Origin of the sequence: Mycobacterium sp. 852002-51961_SCH5331710 (assembly GCF_001665535.1) — a bacterium.
Classification (GTDB): Bacteria; Actinomycetota; Actinomycetes; order Mycobacteriales; family Mycobacteriaceae; genus Mycobacterium.
On sequence record NZ_LZSQ01000124.1, the window covers coordinates 17,773 to 40,773 of the forward strand.

18 protein-coding genes and 1 pseudogene are annotated in these 23,001 nt (G+C 67.0%); 9 read left to right on the forward strand and 10 right to left on the reverse strand.

Annotation, left to right across the window (positions count from 1 at the left end):
- Positions 1–11 precede the first annotated feature (11 nt).
- Together A5752_RS24795 and A5752_RS24800 are read right to left on the reverse strand one after the other, a co-directional pair.
- On the reverse strand, positions 12–1,133 hold the full coding sequence (locus tag A5752_RS24795; RefSeq protein WP_067091582.1) for an enolase C-terminal domain-like protein: 1,122 nt from the start codon (positions 1,131–1,133) through the stop codon (positions 12–14).
- Between the two features lie 11 nt (positions 1,134–1,144).
- Positions 1,145–2,938, reverse strand: coding sequence for a thiamine pyrophosphate-requiring protein (locus tag A5752_RS24800; RefSeq protein ID WP_067091585.1), 1,794 nt, complete (start codon positions 2,936–2,938; stop codon positions 1,145–1,147).
- Between the two features lie 228 nt (positions 2,939–3,166).
- Between A5752_RS24800 and A5752_RS24805 the strand changes: the two genes are divergently transcribed.
- From A5752_RS24805 to nrfD, 4 genes are all read left to right on the forward strand, one after another.
- Positions 3,167–4,711 (forward strand): phytoene desaturase family protein, encoded by a 1,545-nt coding sequence (locus A5752_RS24805; RefSeq protein ID WP_231983508.1) that lies wholly within the window; start codon positions 3,167–3,169, stop codon positions 4,709–4,711.
- Between the two features lie 87 nt (positions 4,712–4,798).
- Positions 4,799–8,050 carry a formate dehydrogenase gene (gene fdh / locus A5752_RS24810; RefSeq protein ID WP_067091590.1) on the forward strand — a complete coding sequence of 1,084 codons (3,252 nt, stop codon included), beginning with the start codon at positions 4,799–4,801 and terminating at the stop codon, positions 8,048–8,050.
- A 2-nt stretch (positions 8,051–8,052) separates the two neighbouring features.
- Positions 8,053–8,958, forward strand: coding sequence for a 4Fe-4S dicluster domain-containing protein (locus A5752_RS24815; RefSeq protein WP_082964055.1), 906 nt, complete (start codon positions 8,053–8,055; stop codon positions 8,956–8,958).
- The gene (nrfD, locus tag A5752_RS24820; protein ID WP_067091592.1) at positions 8,955–9,986 is read left to right on the forward strand and encodes an NrfD/PsrC family molybdoenzyme membrane anchor subunit; all 1,032 of its coding nucleotides are present in this window, start codon (positions 8,955–8,957) and stop codon (positions 9,984–9,986) included. The genes A5752_RS24815 and nrfD overlap by 4 nt, the downstream gene beginning before the upstream one ends.
- A gap of 3 nt (positions 9,987–9,989) precedes the next feature.
- Here the strand turns inward: nrfD and qcrB are convergent, their stop codons facing one another.
- The 8 genes and pseudogenes from qcrB to coxB form a co-directional block, all read right to left on the reverse strand.
- Entirely contained in the window at positions 9,990–11,675 is a 1,686-nt protein-coding gene (gene qcrB / locus A5752_RS24825) for a cytochrome bc1 complex cytochrome b subunit (protein ID WP_067091595.1), read from the reverse strand.
- Positions 11,672–11,914, reverse strand: a pseudogene (locus A5752_RS28370) (Rieske (2Fe-2S) protein); the annotation flags it as partial. The pseudogene A5752_RS28370 and the gene qcrB, both read right to left, overlap by 4 nt.
- A gap of 611 nt (positions 11,915–12,525) precedes the next feature.
- The gene (gene qcrC / locus A5752_RS24835; protein ID WP_082964056.1) at positions 12,526–13,281 is read right to left on the reverse strand and encodes a cytochrome bc1 complex diheme cytochrome c subunit; all 756 of its coding nucleotides are present in this window, start codon (positions 13,279–13,281) and stop codon (positions 12,526–12,528) included.
- The gene (locus A5752_RS24840) at positions 13,278–14,156 is read right to left on the reverse strand and encodes a cytochrome c oxidase assembly protein (protein WP_067091602.1); all 879 of its coding nucleotides are present in this window, start codon (positions 14,154–14,156) and stop codon (positions 13,278–13,280) included. The genes qcrC and A5752_RS24840 overlap by 4 nt, the downstream gene beginning before the upstream one ends.
- Complete coding sequence (locus A5752_RS27815; RefSeq protein WP_067091605.1) at positions 14,144–14,533, reverse strand: hypothetical protein; 390 nt, start codon at positions 14,531–14,533, stop codon at positions 14,144–14,146. Before A5752_RS27815 ends, A5752_RS24840 begins: the two co-directional genes overlap by 13 nt.
- Positions 14,533–15,150 carry a cytochrome c oxidase subunit 3 gene (locus tag A5752_RS27820; RefSeq protein ID WP_067091608.1) on the reverse strand — a complete coding sequence of 206 codons (618 nt, stop codon included), beginning with the start codon at positions 15,148–15,150 and terminating at the stop codon, positions 14,533–14,535. The genes A5752_RS27815 and A5752_RS27820 overlap by 1 nt, the downstream gene beginning before the upstream one ends.
- Positions 15,147–17,084: a cytochrome c oxidase subunit I gene (ctaD, locus tag A5752_RS24855; protein ID WP_067091610.1), complete on the reverse strand. Its 1,938-nt coding sequence runs from the start codon at positions 17,082–17,084 to the stop codon at positions 15,147–15,149. Before ctaD ends, A5752_RS27820 begins: the two co-directional genes overlap by 4 nt.
- Positions 17,081–18,091, reverse strand: coding sequence for a cytochrome c oxidase subunit II (gene coxB / locus A5752_RS24860; RefSeq protein ID WP_197500721.1), 1,011 nt, complete (start codon positions 18,089–18,091; stop codon positions 17,081–17,083). Before coxB ends, ctaD begins: the two co-directional genes overlap by 4 nt.
- Before the next feature lie 228 nt (positions 18,092–18,319).
- On the opposite strand from coxB, the gene ccsA reads away from it, so the two are divergent.
- The 5 genes from ccsA to A5752_RS24885 all read left to right on the forward strand — a co-directional run bounded on the left by ccsA (position 18,320) and on the right by A5752_RS24885 (position 22,931).
- Positions 18,320–19,027 carry a cytochrome c biogenesis protein CcsA gene (ccsA, locus tag A5752_RS24865; protein ID WP_067091617.1) on the forward strand — a complete coding sequence of 236 codons (708 nt, stop codon included), beginning with the start codon at positions 18,320–18,322 and terminating at the stop codon, positions 19,025–19,027.
- An 82-nt stretch (positions 19,028–19,109) separates the two neighbouring features.
- Positions 19,110–19,523, forward strand: coding sequence for a cytochrome c maturation protein CcmE (locus tag A5752_RS24870; RefSeq protein WP_067091621.1), 414 nt, complete (start codon positions 19,110–19,112; stop codon positions 19,521–19,523).
- Positions 19,520–21,457 carry a heme lyase CcmF/NrfE family subunit gene (locus A5752_RS24875; RefSeq protein WP_067091624.1) on the forward strand — a complete coding sequence of 646 codons (1,938 nt, stop codon included), beginning with the start codon at positions 19,520–19,522 and terminating at the stop codon, positions 21,455–21,457. Before A5752_RS24870 ends, A5752_RS24875 begins: the two co-directional genes overlap by 4 nt.
- Complete coding sequence (locus A5752_RS24880) at positions 21,454–22,020, forward strand: TlpA family protein disulfide reductase (RefSeq protein WP_067091628.1); 567 nt, start codon at positions 21,454–21,456, stop codon at positions 22,018–22,020. The genes A5752_RS24875 and A5752_RS24880 overlap by 4 nt, the downstream gene beginning before the upstream one ends.
- A 17-nt stretch (positions 22,021–22,037) precedes the next feature.
- Positions 22,038–22,931: a cytochrome c-type biogenesis protein CcmH gene (locus A5752_RS24885; RefSeq protein WP_067091631.1), complete on the forward strand. Its 894-nt coding sequence runs from the start codon at positions 22,038–22,040 to the stop codon at positions 22,929–22,931.
- Positions 22,932–23,001 lie beyond the last annotated feature (70 nt).

The following is a 23,001-nucleotide window of genomic DNA, read 5'->3' on the forward strand; positions in this document are numbered from 1 at the left end:
TCCTCGGGTAGTCAGTGGGTTCGGAACCGCTCGATGTCGTCGGGACGAAGTTCGAGTCCGTGACCCGGGGCATGGGTGTCGGGCCGCAGCGCGCCGCCGACAGGGTCGCGCGCCCCGTCGAAACACATCTGTTCGATCCGGACATGGTCGTGAAACCACTCCAGGTGGCGGAAATTCGGCGTGGCGGCGGCGACGTGCAGATGCAGATACGGCGCGCAGTGGCCGGACACCTCGAGGCCGTGCGCCGCGGCGACGGCAGCGGCGCGGAGCCACTCGCTCAGTCCACCGCACCGGGTCGCGTCGATCTGCAGGCAGTCCACCGCGCGGGCCTGGCACATCCGCTGGAAGTAGTACAGGTCATAGCCGTACTCCCCGGCGGCCACGTCCGCATCGACGGCGTCGCGCACTGAGCGCAAACCGTCCAGGTCATCGGAGGAGACCGGTTCCTCGAACCAGCGCACGTCGAATGCCTTGGCCGCCTGCATCACCCGCACCGCCTGTTTGCGCTCGTAACCGCCGTTGGCGTCGACGTAGAGTTCGACATCGTCACCCACCGCCTCCCGGGTGAGCGACATGCGGGCCAGATCCCGGTCGACCCGCGTGCCCCACGACTCGCCGATTTTGATCTTCACCCGGGGGATGCAGAGACCCATCCAGTGCGCGAGTTGGCCGCGCAGTTCGCTGTCGTCGTAACTGGTGAAACCCCCGCTGCCGTAGACGGCTACGTCGTCGCGCACCGCACCCAACAGGCGGTGCAAAGGCATCTGCAGCAGCCGCGCCTTGAGATCCCACAAAGCGACATCGATCGCCGAGATGGCCTGTCCGGCAACGCCTCGCCGGCCGACGTTGCGGACTGCGGCGATCATCTCCTGGAGGCGGCCGGCGATGTCGAATGCCGGTGCGCCGACCACGATGTCGGCCAGCTTGCGGTTCACCAGGTCGGCCACCACGCTCGCGCCGTACGTCCACCCGGTGCCACATCGGTCACCGGCCCGGATCTGGACCAGGATCATCGTCGTGGAGTCCCAGCTCAACGTGCCGTCTGCCTCCGGTGCGTCGGTGGGAATCGCGTAGGCCGCAGCCGTCACCGACTCCACCACCACACCGTCAACCCCGCTCCGGGGCTTGGTCATCGGACTCGCTCTCAACTGTTCTTGTGCGGCATGAACTCCTGGGCCTTGGTCTTGAGACCCTCCACGATGAATCCCCAGCGGTTCTCGTCGCCCTTCAATACGGCCGCGGCGGCCGCCTTCGCCTGATCCCATTCGGCGTGCGGCGGGATCGGCGGCATGTCCGGATCGGTGAAGACATCCAACACGGTGGGACGATTGGCCGACAAAGCCTCACGCCACGCGTCGTGCAACTCGTCGGGATCCTTGATCACCATCGCGTTCAACCCCAGGCTGGCTGCGAATGCCGCATAGTCAACATCCGGAAGCGATTGGGATTCAACGAACTTCGGCGCTCCGGCCATGGCACGCATCTCCCACGTCACCTGATTCAGGTCGTTGTTGTGCAGGATCGCGATGATCAATCGAGGATCGCTCCACTGCTGCCAGAAGCGCTTGATCGTGATCAGTTCGGCCATCCCGTTCATCTGCATGGCGCCGTCGCCCTCGAAGACGATCACCGGCCGGTCGGGCGCGGCGAACTTGGCGCCGATGCCGTAGGGCACCCCCGGCCCCATCGTCGCCAGCGTGCCCGACAACGATCCCCGGATGTCGTCGCGGAACCGCAACAGCCGGGCATACCAGTTTGCGGCCGACCCGGAATCCGCCGCGACGATCGCGTTGCCGGGGAGCTGCGGCGACAACTCCGAGAAGAGCCGCAGCGGGTTGATCGGGTGGGCCCCGACCATCGCCTCCTTCTGCATGGTTTCCCACCAGCGGGCCACATTGGACTCGATGGTGTCGCGCCAGGACCGGTCCTGCTTGCGTTTCAGATGCGGAATAAGCGCTCGCAGCGCGACTTTCGCGTCCGCGACCACGTTGACCTCATAGGGGTAGCGCATGCCGATCATCTTCGGGTTGATGTCGATCTGCACGGCGCGGGCCTGGTCGAGTTCGGGCAGGAACTGCGTATAGGGGAAGCTCGAGCCGACGGTCAGCAGGGTGTCGCAGTCGCGCATCAGCTCATAGGACGGGCGAGTGCCCAACAGCCCGATCGAGCCGGTGACCCAGGGTAGTTCGTCGGAGAGCACATCCTTGCCGAGCAACGCCTTCGCCGCGCCGGCGCCCAGCAGTTCGGCGACCTCGGCGACCTCCTCATGTGCTCCGCGTGCCCCGGCGCCGACCAGTATCGCCACCTTCTCACCCGCGTTGAGCACCTCGGCGGCGCGCGCGATCGCGGCGTCGTCCGGCGCGGGGGTGGGCCAGTCGATGCCCAGGCTCGACGGCACCATCTTGAACGCGTGCTTGGGTGGCGAGTACTCGAGTTCCTGGACGTCGGACGGGATGATCACGGCGGTGGGCGCGTGCTCGCTCAGCGCGACGCGGATGGCCCGGTCGATGACGTTGGGCAACTGTTCGGGCACCGTCACCATCTGCACGTACTCGCTGGCGACATCCTTGTAGAGGCTGAGCAGGTCGACCTCCTGCTGATAAGAGCCCCCCATCGCGCTGCGATTGGTCTGCCCGACGATCGCCACCACCGGGACATGGTCGAGCTTGGCGTCGTACAACCCGTTGAGCAGGTGGATGGCGCCGGGACCCGACGTCGCCATGCACACGCCGACCTTGTCGCCGAACTTCGCGTACCCGACCGCTTCGAACGCGCTCATCTCCTCATGCCTGGATTGGATGAATTGCGGTTTGTTGTCGGCGCGTCCGAATGCGGCCAAGATTCCGTTGATCCCGTCGCCCGGGTACCCGAAGACATGCTCGACGTTCCATGCGCGCAGCCGTTCGAGCAGGAAATCGGCGACATTCTGGCTGGACATAACGTCTCCTTTCACGGTCCCGGCGTCTCGGCCAACCTCGTGCCCACGGCCACCTCGCGGACGGGGCTGCGGCGAACGAAGCGCGATGGGTCGGTCGGCTACGTGAGGCGTCATACCCCGCCGTTCGCCGTCCATACGCCCCGATTCCTGTGCATCGGATGAGAACGGCATCCACCGCTTTGTCGTCGATCTTGTTTGGGCGTCGGCGCAGGTGGAATGACTTGGTCGGTGAGCGATGATTCGAACGTCTCGGATGTTGCGGTGGTCGGCAGCGGCCCCAACGGGTTGGCGGCTGCCGTGCTCTTCGCCGCGGCGGGCTTGTCGGTGACGGTCGTCGAGGCTCAGTCCGAGCCCGGGGGTGGGGTGCGCACCGAAGAGCTCGATCTGGGAGTGCCGCTTCGGCACGATCTGTGCTCGGCCGTGCACCCGATGGCGGCGGCGTCGCCGTTCTTCCGCAGCTTCGGGCTGGCCGAACGCGGCGTCGAGTTCGGGTTTCCGGATGTGTCGTTCGCCCATCCACTCGACGGCACGCCCGCCGGGATCGCGTACCGCAGCCTCGACCGCACGATCGAAGAACTGGGCGGGAGCAACAGTAGCGATGGTCGGATCTGGCGGCGCGTGATGGGCCCGCTCGTCGAGGCCGTGGAGAGCGTACGCGACATCGGGCTGTCCGACATGCGGCATCCGCCGGCGTCGGCGCTGACTCCCAAGGGTCTGGTGGCGGCGCTCACGATGGCGGGCCGAGCGCTGGAGCTCGGCACCTCGGTGTGGGACCGGGTGACCGATGCGCACCGGTGCGGCGCCATGCTGACCGGCGTCGGTGCGCACGCCAACACCGCATTGCCGTCGCTTGCGGGAGCCGGAACGGCGCTGCTGCTCGGTTCGCTCGCGCATGCGCCGGGATGGCCGTTGCCGATCGGAGGAAGCCAGGTGATCACCGATGCGCTGGTCGCCGACCTGCGCGCCCGAGGAGCCACGGTCGTCTGCGATCGGCCGATCGAGTCGGCCGCGGCACTGCCACCGGCACGCGTCTACCTCTTCGACACCTCGGCGTGGACATTGGCCAAGGTGCTCGGCGACCTTCTCGCACCGCGGTACCGCCGGGCACTGCGGAGTTTTCGGCCCGGAAACGGGGTCGCCAAGGTCGACTTCGCGCTGTCCGAACCGGTTCCGTGGGCCGATCCGCGAATCTCGGCCGCCGGCACTGTCCACCTCTGCGGGGACCGGGCCCAGATGAAGCGGTCCGAGGCGGACACCACGGCGGGTAGACACAGCGAAAGGCCGATGGCACTGCTGAGCCAGCCGACCGTGGTGGATGCGACACGTATCGGCGCGGGCGGTGCGCTTCCGCTGTGGACCTATGCCCACGTGCCCAACGGGTCCACCCGCGACATGACCGCGACGATGACCGCACAGATCGAGCGCTTCGCTCCCGGCTTCCGGGACGTGATCATCGGGTCGCGGTGCATTCCTGCCGCCGACATGCACGATCACAATGCGAACTACCGCGGCGGTGACATCGCCGTCGGACAGGTGTCGTTGTTCCGGATGGCCGCTCGACCCGTTGCCAAATGGGATCCGTACCGGACGTCGCTGCCCAACGTCTACCTCTGTTCGGGCGCGACCCCGCCCGGTCCCGGTGTGCACGGAATGTCTGGGGTGCACGCCGCGACGCGCGTGCTTCGGCAGCACTTCGGGATTCACTCGATGCCGGACATCGGACCACACCGTCCCGAATCGCCAACCGACCGCAATTGTCTGCCGGGGGTTTGAGCGGGCGGCGCCGGGGTAACGCCCGGTGGTCTCGGCGCAGCCCCGACATCTATCGGCCTGCGCACCGAAGCGGACGAAGGGGCTGCGATGGGCGTGCGTCAGTGGATCACAGACTGGCCGGTTTATCGGCAGTTGACCGGCTCGGATCCGCTCGGGAAAGCCGCTGCGGTGCAGTCGGTTCACAGTCGGTCGCTGCAACCCCGGACGTCGACCGCCGACAAGGTGGTGACGTCGGTGTGCCCGTACTGCGGCGTCGGCTGCTCGCAGAAGGTCTACGTCAAGGACGACAAGGTCGTCCAGATCGAGGGCAATCCCGACTCGCCGGTGAGCCGGGGCCGGCTGTGCCCCAAGGGGGCGGCCAGCCTCCAGCTGACCACCGGATCGGCGCGGATGCACCAGGTGCTCTACCGGCCGCCGCGCGGCACCGACTGGCAACCCATCTCCCTCGAGCAGGCGATGCACATGGTCGCAGACCGGGTCATCGAGACGCGTGCGAACACGTGGCAGCAAGACGTTGAAGGGAAGCTCGCCGCACGCACCATGGGGATCGCCAGCCTGGGCGGCGCGACGCTGGACAACGAAGAGAACTACCTGATCAAGAAGCTGTTCACCGCGATGGGCGTGGTGCAGATCGAGAACCAGGCTCGGGTGTGTCACAGCTCCACGGTCGTGGGCCTCGGCACCTCGTTCGGACGCGGCGGCGCCACCACCTTCATGCAGGACCTGCAACACGCCGACTGCATCGTCATCCAGGGATCCAACTTCGCCGAATGTCATCCGGTCGGGTTCCAGTGGGTGATGGAGGGGAAAGCTCGTGGCGCGGTGGTGATCCACGTCGACCCCAGGTTCACGCGCACGAGCGCGCTGGCCGACCTGCACGTGCCCATCCGCGCCGGCACCGACGTCGCGTTTCTCGGCGGCATCGTCAATCATGTGCTCTCCGAAGAGAAGTACTTCCGGGAGTTCGTCCTGAACTACACCAATGCCGCGATGATCGTCGACGACGAATTCGAAGATGCCGAGGACCTCGACGGGCTGTTCTCCGGTTTCGAACCCGAGGCGCGCGACTACAAGACCGCCGAGTGGCAGTACGAGGGCATGGAGGTTGCGTCGGCGTCGGGCAAGCGCGGCCGCGGTTCGGGGGAAGCGCTCAAGGAAGACGACGTGCGGGCGGCCGGTCGTGGTGAGCAACACGGCATGGGCGGTGCGGCTATGGAGGGCAAGCTCGACCGGGACGAGACGCTTCAGCACCCGAGGTCCGTGTTCCAGATCCTCAAACGCCACTACGCCCGCTACACGCCGGAGATGGTGCACCGCATCTGCGGTATCCCGCCGGAGACCTTCGCGGAGGTCTGCCGTCACCTGACCGACAATTCCGGCCCCGATCGCACGAGCGAATTCGTCTACGCCGTGGGATGGACCCAGCACAGCATCGGCAGCCAGTTCATCAGGGCCGCTTGCGTTCTGCAGCTGCTGCTGGGCAACATGGGCCGTCCCGGTGGCGGGATCCAGGCGTTACGGGGACACGCCAGCATCCAGGGTTCCAGCGACATCCCGACCCTGTCCAACCTGCTACCCGGCTACATCCCGATGCCGTACGCGATGCCCGAGCAGAGCCGGGTCGGCTTCGTCGAGTCGCATGCGGCGCGCATAGGGTTTTGGGCGAACATGGACGACTACCTGGTCAGCCTGCTCAAAGCGTGGTGGGGCGATGCCGCGACCGCCGACAACGACTACTGCTTCGATTACCTACCCCGGCTGACCGGCTCACACAGCACCTACGACACCGTCTTCGAGCAACTCGAGGGCCGATGCAAGGGCTACTTCCTGCTGGGCGAGAATCCGGCTGTCGGATCCGCCAACGCCAAACTCCAGCGGGTCGGCATGGCCAACCTGGATTGGCTTGTGGTGCGCGACTTCTCGCTGATCGAAAGCGCCACCTGGTGGAAGGACGGGCCGGAAGTGCAGACCGGGGAGATCCGCCCGGAAGAGAACGACACCGAGGTGTTCTTCTTTCCCGCCGCCGCCCACACGGAGAAGTCCGGCAGTTTCACCAACACCAACCGGCTGCTACAGTGGCATGACCAGGCGGTGGAGCCGGGGGGCGATGCGCGCAGCGATCTGTGGTTCATGTACCACCTGGGTCGAATCATCCGTGAGAAGCTCTCGCACTCAACGGATCCCAAGGACCGACCGATCCTCGACCTGACATGGGAGTATCCGACGCTCGGGCGGACCGCGGAGCCGGACGCCGACGCGGTGCTCGCCGAGATCAACGGATACGACGGCCAGGGCAAACCGCTGTCGTCGTACACGGAGCTACGCAACGACGGGTCGACCACATGCGGCTGCTGGATCTACTGCGGCGTGCGCAAGGACGGCGTCAACCAGGCGGCGCGCCGCAAACCGCAGACCGAACAGGACTGGGTGGCGCTGGAGTGGGCCTGGGCGTGGCCGGACAACCGACGCATCCTCTACAACCGGTGTTCGGCCAGGCCCGATGGCTCGCCGTGGAGCGAGCGCAAGAAGCTGGTCTGGTGGGACGCCGAGCAAGAGCGGTGGACGGGCCTGGACGTGCCCGACTTTCAGGCCACGAAGTCGCCCGACTATCGGCCGGGCGACGACGCCGCCGGGGTGGACGCGTTGTCGGGCATCGACCCGTTCATCATGCAAGCCGACGGCAAAGGCTGGCTGTATGTGCCGTCCGGGCTGGCCGACGGTCCGCTGCCGACACACTACGAACCGCAGGACTCGCCGGTGCGCAACGCGCTCTACGGACAGCAGCGCAATCCGGCCCGAATGGTGTTCTCCGAACCGCACAACCGCTACGCGCCCGAGCCCGGCGATGCGGGCTCGCGGGTGTATCCCTATGTGGCAACCACGTATCGGCTCACCGAGCAGTTCACCGCCGGCGGCATGTCCCGCTGGACGCCCTACCTGTCGGAGTTGCAACCCGAGATGTTCTGTGAAGTGTCTCCCGAACTGGCCGAGGAGCGCGGGCTGACCAACGGCGAGTGGGCGACCATCGTGAGCCCCCGCGCGGTGATCGAGGCGCGGGTTCTGGTCACCGACAGGATGACTCCGCTGAGGGTGGCCGACCGCATGGTGCACCACGTGGGCCTGCCGTACCACTGGGGACCCAACGGGTTGAGCACCGGCGACGCGGCCAACGAGTTGTCATCGGTTGTGCTGGACCCGAATTCGCACATCCAGGAGGTCAAGGCGTTCACCGTCGACATTCGGGCGGGGCGGCGGCCGCGCGGCGCCGCGGCCAACGCCATGGTGGCCGAGTATCAGCAGCGGGCGGGGATAGGCGACAAGACCGGCACGGAGGTATGAGGATGGACATCGAATTTGGTTTGGGAGCCGACGACCCCCCGCACGGCGGCGGCTACCCCGACCGACAACCGCGGATGGGGTTCTTCACCGACACCACGGTCTGCATCGGGTGCAAGGCGTGCGAGGTGGCCTGTAAGGAATGGAACCACGTCCCCGACGACGGGTTGAACTTCACCGGGATGTCCTACGACAACACCGGTGGACTCGGCGCCGACACCTGGCGCCACGTCGCCTTCGTCGAACAGCGCAAACCCCTTGCGGCGCAGGCGGGTACCGCAGAGGTGGTGGACATCGGCATGCCGTCGACCGCCAAGCCCGGCGACGGCGACGGCCAGCGCAGAGAGTTCCGCTGGTTGATGTCGTCGGACGTGTGCAAACACTGCACCCACGCGGCTTGCCTGGATGTGTGCCCGACCGGCGCACTGTTTCGAACCGAGTTCGGCACCGTCGTGGTGCAGGAGGGCATCTGCAACGGCTGCGGATACTGCGTTCCCGCCTGCCCGTACGGGGTGATCGACCAGCGCAAGGACGACGGTCGGGTGTGGAAGTGCACGCTGTGCTACGACCGTCTCGGCGACGGTTTGGAGCCGGCGTGCGCCAAGGCCTGCCCGACCGACTCGATCCAATTCGGGGAACTGTCGCAGTTGCGCGACCGCGCCGAGCAGCGCGTCGAACAACTCCATGACGCGGGCATCACCGATGCCCGCCTGTACGGCGACGATCCCGATGACGGTGTCGGCGGCGCCGGCGCGTTCTTTCTGCTGCTGGACAAACCGGAGGTGTACGGCCTGCCGCCGGATCCGGTGGTGACCACCAGGGATCTGCCGCAGATGTGGCGCAATGTCGGCGTCGCCGCGGCCGGGATGCTGGCCGGGATGGCCGCCGTGTTCCTGGGGGGACGGCGATGACCGAGCGCGACCGCATGACCGGAATCCCGAAAGATCCTCTCGCCCCGCCGGGTCGGACCGCTCTCACCGGCGACATACACCGCCTGCCGCAACGCAAGCGGGGCCGGGGACACGGTGAGAGGAAGATGGTGCCCGACGCTGCGTTCGAGTCCTACTACGGCAAGCCGATTCTGAACAAGCCGACATGGGACTCCCGGGACATCGCGGGCTATTTGTTTCTCGGCGGATTGGCAGGCGGCTCATCGGTACTGGCTGCGGGCGCCGAGCTGACGGGCCGTCGCCGACTGGCGCGCTCGACGAAAGTCGGGGGACTGGCGGCGATCCTGGGCTCCCTGGCGGCGTTGATCCACGACCTCGGCCGACCGGCACGGTTCGCCAACATGCTTCGGGTCTTCAAGCCGAGCTCGCCGATGAGCGTGGGCTCATGGATCCTCGCGGCGTACGGTCCGCAGGCCGGGGTCGCCGCGCTCACGGACGTGACCGGCCGATTCCCGCGGCTCGGACGGGCCACCACGATCGGAGCGAGCCTGGTGGGTCCCGCCGTTGCGTCCTACACCGCCGCGTTGATCTCCGACACCGCCGTGCCGACATGGCACGACGGCCACCGCCAGATGCCGTTCGTCTTCGTGGGCTCGGCAGCCGCCGCCGCCGGGGGGCTGGGCGTGCTGACCGCCCCGACCGCCGAGGCGGGGCCCGCCCGGCGGGCGTTGCTCCTCGGCGCCACCACCGAGTTGGCGGCGACAGAGCTGATGAGCCGACGCATGGGCTTGTCGGCCGAACCGCTGCACCATGGCCGAGCGGGCCGGCTGATGAACGCCGCCAAGGGATTGACCGCGGCCGGTGCGGTGCTCGGGGGACTGCTCGGCCATCGATACGGCGCGGCGGCGGTGGCCGGAGGGGCCGCGGCGTTGGCCGGCTCGGCATGCACCCGATTCGGAATCTTTTATGCCGGCGTCGCATCTGCCGAGGACCCGAAGTACACCGTCATCCCGCAGCGCGAGCGTGCCGACCGGCAGCGGGTGTACTGAGGATCAGCGCCGACTGCGGATCACACCGACCGCCGCGGCGACGACCACCACCGCCCCCGCCGCCAGCGTGAGCCGGTGGTCGCCGTCGCGAGGTTGCTGCTCCACCACGCGGCCGGCGTTGACCGCCGGGGGCGCCGCGAGCCGATCCTTGAGCACTGGATAGGCCTCGACCGCGGCGGAGCGGGCCGCGGCGTCGCTCGCGTAGGAGTTGGTGCTGTCCAGGGAAAAACCCTCCTGGGTATCGTCGGATTCTGAGTAACGCCAACGCCATTGCGAATCCGCCGATTGTTCGACCTCGATTCGCCCCCGCGGTGCAGAGGCGCCGGCGCCCTTCGACGGACGACGTTGTCGGAACGCGGCCTTCACGTCGCCTGTGGTCAGGTCGGTGAACCCACCCTGCACCCCGCCCAGTGCCCGGGCCAACACGTAGGCGACCGCAGCCGCCAGCAGTGGCAACACCAGAACCGCGATCCGCAGGAACCACAGCACCGCCGCGATCGAGATACCGAGCCAGTCGGCGAACACGTCGTCGCCGGCCGCGACGACAAGGAGGAAGAAGAACGTCAGAGCGTAAACGCCGACCGCGATTCGAACGGGGTGATCGCGCGGCCGATCGAGTAACTGGTGGCTGAGATCGTCTTTGGTCGCCCAGCGCTCCAGGAAAGGCCATGCGTACAACAACACGAACGTGACGCCGCCGAGCACCACCGTCGGCCAAAAGACCGTCGGGATGAGGTGACCGAAGAGGTGAAGATCCAGGCGGGGGAACAAGCGCAGCGAGCCGTCACCCCAGGCCACATACCAGTCCGGCTCGGCGGGGATCGTCGCCTGCGCCGGTTTGAACGGACCATAGATCCAGATCGGGTTGATCTGGGCCAGGCCGCCCAGGCCGAACATCACGGTCAGCGTCGCGCAGAACAGCCCGAGGGTACGCACGGTGTAACTCGGCCAGAGCCGGGAGCCCACCACGTTGTGCTCGGTGCGGCCCCGCCCGGGAAACTGACTGTGCTTCTGGCGCACCAGGATCAGCAGATGTGTGGCGATCAGAACAGCCAGTAGCGCGGGCACGATGAACACGTGTGCAGTGAACATGCGGGGAATGGTGTGATCGGCGGGGAACTCGCCGCCGAAGACCAGGAACGCCATCCATACCCCCACGACGGGGATCGACTGCACCGACGAGTAGATGATGCGCAGGCCGGTGCCCGACAACAGATCATCGGGCATCGAATACCCGGTGAATCCGTTCAGCAGTGCGAGCATCAGCATCGTCACACCGACAATCCAGTTGATCTCCCGCGGACGGCGATAGGCGCCCGTGAAGAAGACTCGGCACAGGTGCATCACGATGGCTCCGACGAAGATCAGCGCCGCCCAGTGGTGGGTCTGCCGCATCAGCAGACCTGCCCGCACGTCGAAACTCATCTCCAGCGCCGAAGCGAAGGCCGCCGACGTGCGCACGCCGTTCATCGGTGCGAAGTCGCCGACGTAGGTGGTTTCGGCCCGGCTGGGGTCGAAGAACAGGGCCAGGAAAATGCCGGTGAGAACCAGTACGACGAAGCTGTAGAGCGCCAACTCGCCGAACATGAAGGTCCAGTGGTCGGGAAACACCTTCTTGAGTGCCTTGCGCAGCGGAGAGGCGACGCGCAATCGACTGTCGACGCTGCGGACGATGGCTCGAGTGATCATGGTCGACTCCAGTAGCCGGGCCCCGGAGGAGAAGTGAAATCTCCGGTGGCATAGAGGAATCCCGCTTCATCGACGGCGATCGGCAGGCCCGGTAGCGATCGGGCTGCCGGTCCTTGAACCGGCTTACCCGCCGCCAGCAGGTCGAAGATCGACTGGTGGCACGGGCACAACATCTGGGCGGTGCTCTGCTCGTAGAGCGATACCGGACAGCCCGCGTGCGTGCACACCAGTGAGTAGGCCACGACACCGTCGATCATTCCGCCGGGAGGAGGCACAGTGAACCGCGACGGCGTTATCCGCACCAGGAACGCCGGAACGTCACCGCCTTCCGTGTGCCCCGCTGGAAAAACCTTGAGCACGGTTTCCTCGGTGACGTCGCTGAGCCGGACCGGCCGGTTGTCCGCATCGACGAGACGCGGGTTGTCAAGCCGCCAAGCGGTCTGTGAGAGCTGGCGAAGTGGGTGCTCGCCGCGCGGCTGAAGCAGGGAACGAAGCGGGAACAGCAAGGCTGCGCCCACCGCGGTGACCGCCAGCATCAGCATGGCGAGCAGACCGCGGCGGTGTGGGTGGGCGATGGTCGCGAGTTCTGTTGCGGCCGCGATGGTCTCGCTTTCCGGTGAGGCGAATCCCTCATGCTCTTCGACATAACCGCCCTGACGGGTCAACCGGCGCGCCCACACGGTCAGGCCGACGCTGAGCCCACCGAACGCGATGACCAGCGCCGCGCCCATGACTTGGGTGGACCAGGCGAGCGCGTAAGCCGTCGCGAAGAGCGCGGCCCCGGCGATGGCTACGCCGAAGGAGGCGACGATCGCGATCTGGGGGCGGTCGGCGTCTTCTCGCGTTCGCGTCATTTGGTCCTGCTCCCCAACCTTCGCGACACCAGCAGCAACAGCGGTAGGCCGACCAGCATCGCTAGCAGGCCTTCGGTGAGTGGGCCGATGCGACCGAGGCTGAGCCCGCCCCTGTCCAGATCGCCGTGTGCGCCCTCGAGCGTGCCGACATACGCGGCGATGTCGTCGACGTCGTCGTTGCTCAGCACGCTCGGAGGGAACCTTGGCATGACCCCGGGCCCGACCCGGATGGCCTCGCCGACCTGCGTCGGTGTCGCCGTGCGCAGATCGGGTGCACTTCGACCACCGGTGAGCGCGCCGCCGGTGCCGCCCAGCGAGTGGCAGGCCGCGCAGCTCTGCGCATACAACTCGCGGCCACGTTGGACGTCGGCCGGCCGAACGTCGGGAATTCGGGGGCCACCCGGATGAAGGCGGGCCAAATAACTTACGACAGCATCGATTTCCGCTGGGCTCAGCTTCGCCTCCTGGTGCTTTGCTTGATATTGCTCTTCGGGGCCGAGCGGCATACGTCCCGTGCTCAGTTGGAAGTCGACCGCTGCGCTGCCGACGTCGGCCAGGGAGGGTCCGCGGTCGGTGCCCTCGGCGTTGGGACCATGACATCCCGCGCACGTCTGGGAGTAGATGCTCTTACCCGGATCCGCAGTCCCCGGCGGGACCTGAGGTTTCGGCATCGGTGGTGGCTGATATGCGGAGCAGGCCGCGGTCACCGCGGCGGCGGCCAGGCCAGGCGTGATCCGCGCCCACGCTTTCACGAAGACACCTCCTGTACGGCGACGTGTGGTGACATCTGCAGGTCCTCGGGGTGGTCCGCGTCCAGCCCGGTCAGCCAGCGTCCGAACGCGCTCAGTGCGATACCGAGGAGCACGACGTCCATCGGTATCCACATCACCAGACCGGCGAGTTGCTGATCGGCCAGGGCATCGGCGTCGGAGTACACCTCCGACGGGTACAACGGCGCCGGTGCGAACGTGAGCACCGCGCCCAGCGCCGCGGCCGTCATGCCCACTGCGAACAGCAGCAGGAAGCCGAGCGGTCCGGCCAGACGGTGCCGGTCTGGACTCAGTACCCCCGCGAACAACAGCCATCCGATCATGACGAACGAGAAGTGTTCCAGCACATGCGCACCGGGATTGCGCTCAGCCCAGACGAACAGCGCGGGGAGATGCCAGAGCCACAACACACACGTGAAGAGCAAACAGCCACCGATGACGCGGTTCGCCGGACGCCGAACCCAGCGCAGGGCGGGATGAGCGCGGGTCCTGTTGAACGAGCGTCGGAGTCGATGCGGCAATGCCAGCGACAGTGGAAGCGCAGCACCCCCGGCGCCGAGCAGGGGACCGGCCAATGCCAGCAGCAGCATGTGCTGCGTCATGTGGCCGGCGAACGAGTCGGCGGAGAACGCACGTACCGGGGCGCTGTCGGCCAGCGCGATGACGGTCAGGCCGAGACCAAAGGCGATGGCATTGCGGATGCCGACGACGGCACCGATACCCCTTCGCTGCCAGAGGTTTTGCACTCCGATGCCATACAGGGCGCCTACGAAACACAGCGAGACGATCGCGAGCATCGACCACCACGGGTCGGAAGCCGTGGTGGCGGCGTGCGCCAGCACCGTCACATCAGGCATGAGGGGAACACCAGCAGCGCGATGCCGTCGAAGACGATGATGGCAAGGAACAACATGTTCGACCACAGCGCGACGCCGGCGACGAGGTAGGCGCGGCCCGCCCGATCGGTGCTGTTGTCCAGACGCCTGGTTTCGCGGCGCATCCACCAGGCGGCCAACAGCGCGGCCAGGCACACCAGGCCGGGAATTACGGTGGTCAGCGTCACGACGGACTTGAGGGTGTGACCGAGGATGGTGGAATGCCCGCTCAGACAGGATGTTTCGGTGAGTCCCCAGGACGAGGCCAGGTGCACCGCCCACGCGGCGGCGCCGCCGATGGCGGCGAACCACATCCACAGTGCGCCGATGACGGGCGGCTCGGAGGTCTGCTGTGCCATCAAAGCCGCCCGGACAGGTAGATGGTGAACAAGATGAATACCCAGACCGCATCGACGAAGTGCCAGTAGATCGCGGTGAGACGCACACGTTCGTGGCGCCGGAATCCGAAGCTGCCGCGGAGCGATGCCGCCAGCACCCAAGACACCATGAGTAAGCCGATCAGCACGTGCAGTCCGTGGAATCCGGTGATGGTGTAGAAGAACGACCCGTACACGTTGGTGGTCAGGGTGTACTCCTTGAGCTTGCTCGAGTACTCCATGCCCTGCAGCACCAGAAACGATCCACCCATCAGCAGCGTGGCCAGCAGGCCGAGGCGCAGTCGCCACCGCTGGCCCTTTCTGATGCCGCGCTCCGCCCACATCACCGGCAGGCTGCTGGGCAACAGCAGCACGGTCATGATCAGTGGCCGCATGAGTTCCGGCTCCTTGATTTCGCCGGGAGGCCAGGACGGTAGCTGGAACCGCACGTAGAAGTAGCTGCTGAGCAACACGGCGAAGACCGTGGCCTCCGTCGTGACGAACATGACCATGCCCCACCAGCCCACGGTTCGCCCGGCGGGGGCCTCGGCCAGAAACGTTCTCGGGGCGGCGATCTCGACCCGGTCGTCGACGGTCATGTCAGTCCGCCCGACACGCCCGCTTCCTGCGGGCTGCGCTCCGGGGGCCACAGCCAGCCCGCCAAGGTGACGAAGACGATCGCCGCCCCGACGCCGGCTACCCAGTACCAGCCGATCAGCAGGCCCACGAACCCGGCCAGAAGTCCGACCGCGACGAAGAATGGCCGCATCGATTCCTCGACCACCTCGATGGCCTCGTGATACTTGCCGTCGAGTTCCGTCGATGTCGACGTCATCCGCGAGCCGTCGAGGACACGCTCCGGTTCCGGTTCGGCGACCGAGGCGGCGGTGCGTTCGTCCCACATCGGGTGCAGGCTGTAGACGCGGGGAATGACCGCGAAGTTGTAGTGATCGGGAGGCGAGGCGGTGGCCCATTCCAGGGTGTCGCCGTTCCACGGATCCGGCGGGGCCGGCCGACCGTAGCGCATCGCGTGGAGCAGCACGCCCAGCAGCAGAGCCAGGCCTATCGCCAGCACTGCAGCGCCGATGCTGGACAACAGATTCCACAGGTCCCAGCCGAGGTGCGGACGATACGTGTAGATACGTCGGGGCATGCCCTCCAGCCCCGACATGTGCATGGGGAAGAAGGTCAGATTCATTCCGATGAAGACCAGCCAGAACGCGGTGACCGCGGCGCCTTCGTGGTACATCCGGCCGGCGATCTTGGGCATCCAGTGAAGCAGTCCGGCCATGATCGGAAATACGGCGCCGCCGAACAGCACGTAGTGGAAATGGGCCACCACGAAATAGGAATCGGTGATCTGCTGGTCGTAAGCGACCAGCGCGAACATCACGCCGGTCACCCCACCGACGACGAAGGTGACGATGAACCCGAGCGCGAACAGCATCGGCGCGCGCAGCCACACCCGACCCAGATACATCGTCGACAGCCAGGCGAATATCTGGATTCCGGAAGGGATGGTGATCAGCACGCTTGCGGCGCTGAAGAAGCTCAGCGAGAGTCGGGGCAACCCGGTGGCGAACATGTGGTGCACCCACACGCCGAACGACACGATCCCGATCGTGACGGTCGAGAGCACGATGAGCGGGTAGCCGACGAGAGCGCGACGGGAGAACACCGGAATGATCGCCGAGACGATGCCGAGCGCCGGCATCACGATGATGTAGACGTCGGGGTGACCGAAAAGCCAGAACAGGTGTTGCCACAGCAGCACGTCGCCGCCCGTGTCCGGATCGAAGAAGTGAGCTCCGAAGCGTCGGTCGAGGAACAACATCGCGTTGGCGAGATTCAGCGGTGGCAGTGCAAAGATGACCATCATCGAGGTGGCGACCAAGGTCCACACGAAGATCGGAACGCGGTTCATCGACATTCCCGGCGCGCGCATCTTCAGCGCGGTGACGATGAAGTTGATGGCACCGGCGGTGGTGGAGATGCCAAGGAACAACAGGCCCAGCGAGTACACGTCGATCCCAAGTCCGGGGGAGTACGGCTCGGTGGTGAGCGGCACGTAGTTGAACCAGCCGCCCGCGGGCGCATTGCCGAACATCAAACTGGAGAACATGAAGACGCCGGAGAACAGGAACACCCAGTAACCGAATGCGTTGAGCCGGGGGAAAGCCATGTCGCGCGTGCCCAACATGAGCGGAACGAGCAGGTTCCCGAACCCGAACAACATGGGGGTGGCGAAGAAGAAGATCATCGTCGTGCCGTGCAGGCTGAAGAACTGGTTGAACCATTGCGGTGGCACCAGTTCTTCTTCCGGGCGGGTCAGCTGGGCGCGCATCGTGAATGCGAGCGAGCCCGAGATCAGGAAGAACGCCGACGCGGTCACCAGGTAGCGGCGACCAATCCGCTTGTGATCGACCGTGGTGAACCAGGTTCGAAACGTCGGCTCCTCCGACCAGTACTTCTCGAGGCGCTCGTCGAGCGAATCGCGCCCACGGGTGCGCTCAGTGAGCGGGGTCGCCGTCACGACGCTCCTCCCTTCTCCGGTTGCCGAAGTGAGCGCAGGTACGCGATCAGATCGTCCATGCGTGTCGCGGGTACCGACTGCGGTGGCATGGCGTTACCGGGTTTCGACCGCTGCGGGTCGGCGATCCACTCGCGCATGTGTTCAGGGTCGTTGGGCAGCGTTCCCGCCCCGAGGCTCCATCGATCGCCGACCGTGGTGAGATCCGGAGCGACGGTACCGCCGGCGTCTGTGCCGCGGATGGTATGGCAAGAGGCACAACCCATTTGGGCGAAGACCTGTTGCCCGCGCTGCTGTGCCGGCGTCTGGGTACGAGCAGGGGAGCCCGCCCACTTCAACCAGGCCTCGAACTGGGCGCGAGGTTCGGCGACCACCATGAACGCCATGTGGGCGTGCTGCATGCCGCAGTACTCGGCGCACTGGCCGCGGTAGTCGCCGGGCTGGTCCGCGCGCAGCCACATCGTGTTGGTCTGCCCGGCGATCAGATCCGTCTTCGGCATCAGCTGCGGAACCCAGAAGCTGTGCAGGACATCGTCGGTGCGCAGGATCAGTTTCACATCCGTGCTCGCCGGGATGTGGAGTTCGTTGGCGGTCACCACCCCGGTGCCGGGCGGGTAGCGGAACTCCCACCACCACTGGTGACCGATCACCTCCACGGTGAGCGGTGTCTGGGATTCCGCGGCGTTCTCCGGTCGGCTCAGCGCCAGCATGTCGCGCAGGTTGAGACCGTAGACGGCCGCGAGCACGACGAAGGGGACGACCGCGCCGGCGACTACCACGAAAGTCAGTGGATTGCGCTGGCTGACGTCACCGCGGCGCTTGCGGCGCGCAAGCACCAATGCCACACCCACGAACACGATGACGCACACCGCCACCGAGCACCACAACAGCACCCACCACAGGCCTTCGATCCGTCGCGCTCCCGGTCCACCGGGGCGCAGCGTCGACGGCGATTGCTCTGAGCATGCCGCCACAAGCGTCAGCACGGCGAGCGTGACCCCGTTGATCACGCGACGACATCTTCGGGACCTGCGCGCAGCGCCCAACCGTCACCTCCTCCATGCGACCGCTGCGAACTACCCAGGCGGAAGTCGGATAAACAAGCGACTTTTGTGCGATTTCGGAAAGCCATGTTTCGGCGGGCTCGCTTGGGGTAGCACGTCTGGCGATCTTGGGCGGTGTGCCGCCGCCGAAGTCATCCGGTCACGCCCGAAACCGAGTGCCGCAGGAGAATTCACATGACCTTCGAAGTTCCGTTGCAGGCGCCGAGGCCGTCAACGCTTCGGGCCCTCGGTTGGGCGGCGTTGGGCTGCGGATTGGCGGCGCTGTTGATCGCCGTGTCGGTCGCGCCGCCGGACAGCATGCAGGGGGAGGCGGCACGGCTGATCTATGTGCACGTTCCCGCGGCGTGGACGGCATACCTCGGCTATCTCACCGTCGTCGTCTCGTCGGTGCAGTACCTGCGCACTCGCGACGAGAAGTGGGATCGGTACGCCAGGGCGGCCGGCGAGATCGGGGTGGCCATGACGGTGCTGACCATCGCGGTCGGCAGCGTGTGGGGGCGCGCGGTCTGGGGAGTGTGGTGGGCCTGGGACCCGCGATTGGTCAGCACTTTGCTCCTACTGCTGGCCTACGCCGGATACCTTGCGGTGCGCCATGTCGGCGACGTTCGCCGTCGCAGCCCCCGTGCCGCGTGGTGGGGGATCTTTGCCTCGTTGATCATTCCGGTGGTGCACTTCTCGGTCGTTTGGTGGCGCTCGCTGCATCAGCCGGCGACGCTGCTGGCCCCGAGCTCGAATCCGCCGATCGACTCGATCATGGCCGCCGCGCTGGCGTTGTCCGTGGCGGCCTTCACCACGGCCTCGGTTTGGTTGCTCCTGCGGCGGCAGTCCGCACTGCGGCCGGGGTTCCGGTACACCGACGACCCATCGATGAGCACCCCGTGACCGGCTGGGCGGCCGTCTGCACCGGCCTGCTCCTGACCGCGGTCACCTTCGCGGCGTTGGTTGTGCTGACCCGGGAACCACGATGAGGCGGCGTCGCCCCCGGAGACCGGCCGTTGTGCTGGGCCTGCTGGTCGTCGCCGCCGTCGCGGTCCTGGTGACGGCGAGCCTGCAGGACACCGTGGTCTACTACCGCACGCCGACGGAGGTGCAGCAGACCTCCGATTCGGTCGGCCGGACCGTGCGGCTCGGTGGCCAGGTCGTGCCCGGGTCGCTGCGTAACACCGGGCGGCGCACCGAGTTCAGGCTCGGCGACGGGCACACCTCGATGGTCGTCGTCACGACCGGCACGCTGCCGGACACGTTCCGCGAAGGACAGGGAGCTGTGGTGGAAGGCGTCGTGCAGCCCGGCGGCACCCTTCAGGCGGGCGAGGTCGCCGTCAAGCACTCCAACGAGTATCGCCGTCCCGCACCGGTCGGCGACGCGGACCGCCGGTGATCTCGGCGCTCGGCACGCTCACGTTGGCGGTGGGACTGGCCGCCACATTGGCGTGGACCCTGCTCTGGGTCGTGGTTGCGCTGACGGGCACCAGGTTGCGGATCGCGAGAATCGCCACTGTCACAACCCTGTTGGCGGCCCTCGCGGCCTGCGCCGTCCTGGAGTGGGCACTCATCTCACACGACTTCAGCGTCCGGTACGTCGCCGAGAACGGCGGTCGCGACGTACCGGTGTACTTCACCGTCACCAGCCTGTGGTCGGCGCTCGACGGGTCGCTGTTGCTGTGGCTGGTGTTGCTGGCCACCGCAGGCGTCGTGCTGGCGTGCGCATCGGCGACGGCCGCCCCGGACCATCGCGCGTGGGCGATGGTGGTGACGGGCTTCGTCGGCGTCTTCTTCTTCGCGCTCGCCTATTTCGCGGCCAACCCCTTCGAACCCACCACGGTGATTCCGGTCGACGGGCCAGGTCCCAACCCGCTTCTGCGCGAACACCCCGCGATGGGGGTCCACCCGCCTCTTCTCTACGCGGGATACGTCGGGATGGTGGTGCCATTCGGTTATGCGCTGTCGGCGCTTGTTCTCGGTCGCGACGACGAGCGGTGGCTGAGGCCCGCCCGGCGTTGGGCGCTGGCGGCGTGGTCGGTGCTGACCCTCGGCATCGTGCTTGGTGCCTGGTGGTCCTACGCCGTATTGGGCTGGGGCGGTTACTGGGCGTGGGACCCGGTGGAGAACGCCGCGCTGCTTCCGTGGCTGACCGCAACCGCGGCCTTGCACGTCTCCATGGGCCGACCGCGGTCGGCGGTGACCGAATGGGCGGTCGGCCTGTTCAGCACGACCTTCGTCCTGGTGTTGATCGGCACGTTCCTCACCCGGTCGGGGGCGGTGGCCAGTGTGCACAGCTTCACCGAATCGCCGTTGGGCCCCATGCTGTTGGCGTTCGTCGTGCTGACGGTGGCGGTGGTCGCCGGCCTTCTCCTCTTCAGTGCACGTGCGTCGCGCGCGGTCGTCGAAGCCCCCGACTGGCGATCCCGCGACACCGGCTTCCTCTGCAACGCGGTCCTTCTCGTCGCGGTCGCGGCGGTGGTCCTTGTCGGCACGCTGTATCCACTGATCACCGAGTTGCTTTCAGGTACCCGTTCCGCAGTGGGGGCCGGTTACTACAACCGAGCGACCGCACCGCTGCTGCTGGCGCTCATGCTCGTGATGGGCCTCGTTCAGCTGCAGCCTGTCCCCGGCGACGCCCGACGGCGCCTGCCCGCACGCGCGGCGCTTCCGACCGCCGCCGGCTTGGTCACCGTCATCGTTGTCGGACTGTGGCCCGGCGCAGACACCTTGTCTCTGTTGGCCTTCGGCTTGGCCGCGTTCGTGTTGACCGGTGCCATCGCCGTGTGGTTCTCGCCCCGTCATCGGCAGACCCGCCCGGGACTTCTGGCGCACGCAGGAATCGCCGTCGTCGCCGTCGGGATCGCCGCATCGGCGTCGGGCTCGGGTGCGGCATTGGCGCAACTGGAAATCGGCGACGCGGTCAGTGTCAACGGCGTCTCTGCGCGGCTGACGGGAATCGACCGACAACCCGGTGCCGACCGGATGACAGTGGCCGCCCATCTGACCCTCGACCGGAACGGTCGAGCGCTCGGCGACGTATCCCCTGTCCTGCATTACTATCCACGCCGCGACACCACCGTCGGTGCCCCGGCGATCAGGTCCCGACCGTGGGGTGACGTCTACACGACCGTCACCGCCGTCGACCAAGACGGAATGCGCGCGACGATCCGGCTCGCCGTCAATCCGTTCGTTCCACTCATCTGGCTAGGTGGCGTGATCATCGCTGCGGCCGGCGCGTTCGCGCTCATCCGACGCAAAGCCACCGCCGTCGCGAACCGCGATCGCGACGCGGCCCACGATTCCACCCGTGCGATGGGCAGTGTGCCATGAGCCCGCACAAAGTGCGCTTGAGCCTGCGGATCGTGCTCGCCGCCGCGGTCGTCGCTGCCGTCGGTGCGGTGTTGGCCGCCGGGCTGCGGACGCAGTCATCGAGCGGCGGGGCGGGGATGGCAGCGCTGCCGGTCACCCAGCAGCTGAACAAGCCTGTGCCCACACTGACCGGAAAGACGTTGCAGGGCCAGCCTTTCGACATCGACGCGTTGCGGGGCCGCGTCGTGGTCATAAATGTGATGGCGTCGTGGTGTGCCCCGTGCCGGGCCGAGCTGCCCACCCTCGCGGCCGCGGCCCAGCGCTTCGCTGCCGACGATGTGCGAATCGTCGGATTGGCGATGCGAGACGACACCGAAGATGCGCTGGCTCTGTTGCGGGAGACCGACGCGGAGCGACTGACCGTGATCGCCGACCCGGACGGCACCCGAGCCGTCGAACTCGGGGTGCGCGGCGTGCCCGAGACATTCGTCGTCGACCGCTCCGGAAACCTACGGCTGCATGCGTTCGGCCCGATCACCGGGGAGTGGTTGGACAAGCACCTACGGCGACTGGACTCCACGTGACGGGGCGCGCGCCAAAGATGCTGACTGCGCTCTTGTTCGCGTTGTTAGCTTTCGGTGCGGTGCTGATACTCGCCGGATCCGTCGGCCGGGGATCGGGTGATCCGGCACAGGAGATCGCCGCGGGACTGTCCTGCCCTTCGTGCGCGGGACAGTCGGTGGCAGAATCCGATTCGCCGGTGGCGGTGAGCATGCGGCACACGATTGCGCAGCAGTTGGGCCAGGGACGGACACCCGACCAGGTCAGAGACTGGTTCGTCGGTCGGTACGGGCCCGACGTGTTGCGTACCGGTTCGGGTCCCGGACCGTCGGCGCTGTGGCTGGTCCCCGTGGTCGCGGTGGCCGGCGTCACGGCGGTCGCTCTCGTGGCGCGCCGGATGCAGCTTGCCTCGATCACCGGCGCGCGCCGGCCCGGTATCGCCGTGCACCGGCGGGCCGTGCTCCTTTCGGTCGGCGCCCTCGCCACAGTGGTGGTGGCCGGTGTCGCGCTCAGCGGACGGTGGATCGACCCGCCACCGGACGCCGCTGAACCGGTCGCGGCATCCACTCCCGGTTCAATAGCCGGTCTCATCGCCACCGCGCAGGATGCGGAATCCAGAGGGGATTTCGTTTCGGCCGCCGAAGCGTACCGAAGCGCGGGTCAGCAGTCGCAGGACCCCGCAATCCGGTTACGCCAAGCCTTCAGTCTGTTGCGGGCGCAACAGCCCGAATCGGCAATCGAGGTCGCCGATGCGGTCGCCCGGGCCAATCCGGGGGATCCCGACGCCACGCTCATCCTCGGCCTTGCCCAGCGGGCGTCGGGAGACCCGGCCGCCGATGAGACTCTGCGACGCTTTCTTGCGTTGAGGCCGACACATCCGGCCGCCGGGGAAGTCCGCCGCTTACTCGCCGTCGCGGGTTCGTCAGGAGATTGACGTATCGACACACCATCGCTGGGTAGTCAAGGAGCGCACGGAAATAGAGTGAGATCGGGAGTGTCGAAAT

Coding starts and splice junctions, on each gene's coding strand:
- A5752_RS24795 (WP_067091582.1), bottom strand. CDS start 1,133: ATGACCAAGCCCCGGAGCGGGGTTGACGGTGTGGTGGTGGAGTCGGTG.
- A5752_RS24800 (WP_067091585.1), bottom strand. CDS start 2,938: ATGTCCAGCCAGAATGTCGCCGATTTCCTGCTCGAACGGCTGCGCGCA.
- fdh (WP_067091590.1), top strand. CDS start 4,799: ATGGGCGTGCGTCAGTGGATCACAGACTGGCCGGTTTATCGGCAGTTG.
- A5752_RS24815 (WP_082964055.1), top strand. CDS start 8,053: ATGGACATCGAATTTGGTTTGGGAGCCGACGACCCCCCGCACGGCGGC.
- nrfD (WP_067091592.1), top strand. CDS start 8,955: ATGACCGAGCGCGACCGCATGACCGGAATCCCGAAAGATCCTCTCGCC.
- qcrB (WP_067091595.1), bottom strand. CDS start 11,675: ATGATCACTCGAGCCATCGTCCGCAGCGTCGACAGTCGATTGCGCGTC.
- A5752_RS24840 (WP_067091602.1), bottom strand. CDS start 14,156: ATGCCTGATGTGACGGTGCTGGCGCACGCCGCCACCACGGCTTCCGAC.
- A5752_RS27815 (WP_067091605.1), bottom strand. CDS start 14,533: ATGGCACAGCAGACCTCCGAGCCGCCCGTCATCGGCGCACTGTGGATG.
- A5752_RS27820 (WP_067091608.1), bottom strand. CDS start 15,150: ATGACCGTCGACGACCGGGTCGAGATCGCCGCCCCGAGAACGTTTCTG.
- ccsA (WP_067091617.1), top strand. CDS start 18,320: ATGACCTTCGAAGTTCCGTTGCAGGCGCCGAGGCCGTCAACGCTTCGG.
- A5752_RS24870 (WP_067091621.1), top strand. CDS start 19,110: ATGAGGCGGCGTCGCCCCCGGAGACCGGCCGTTGTGCTGGGCCTGCTG.
- A5752_RS24880 (WP_067091628.1), top strand. CDS start 21,454: ATGAGCCCGCACAAAGTGCGCTTGAGCCTGCGGATCGTGCTCGCCGCC.
- A5752_RS24885 (WP_067091631.1), top strand. CDS start 22,038: ATGCTGACTGCGCTCTTGTTCGCGTTGTTAGCTTTCGGTGCGGTGCTG.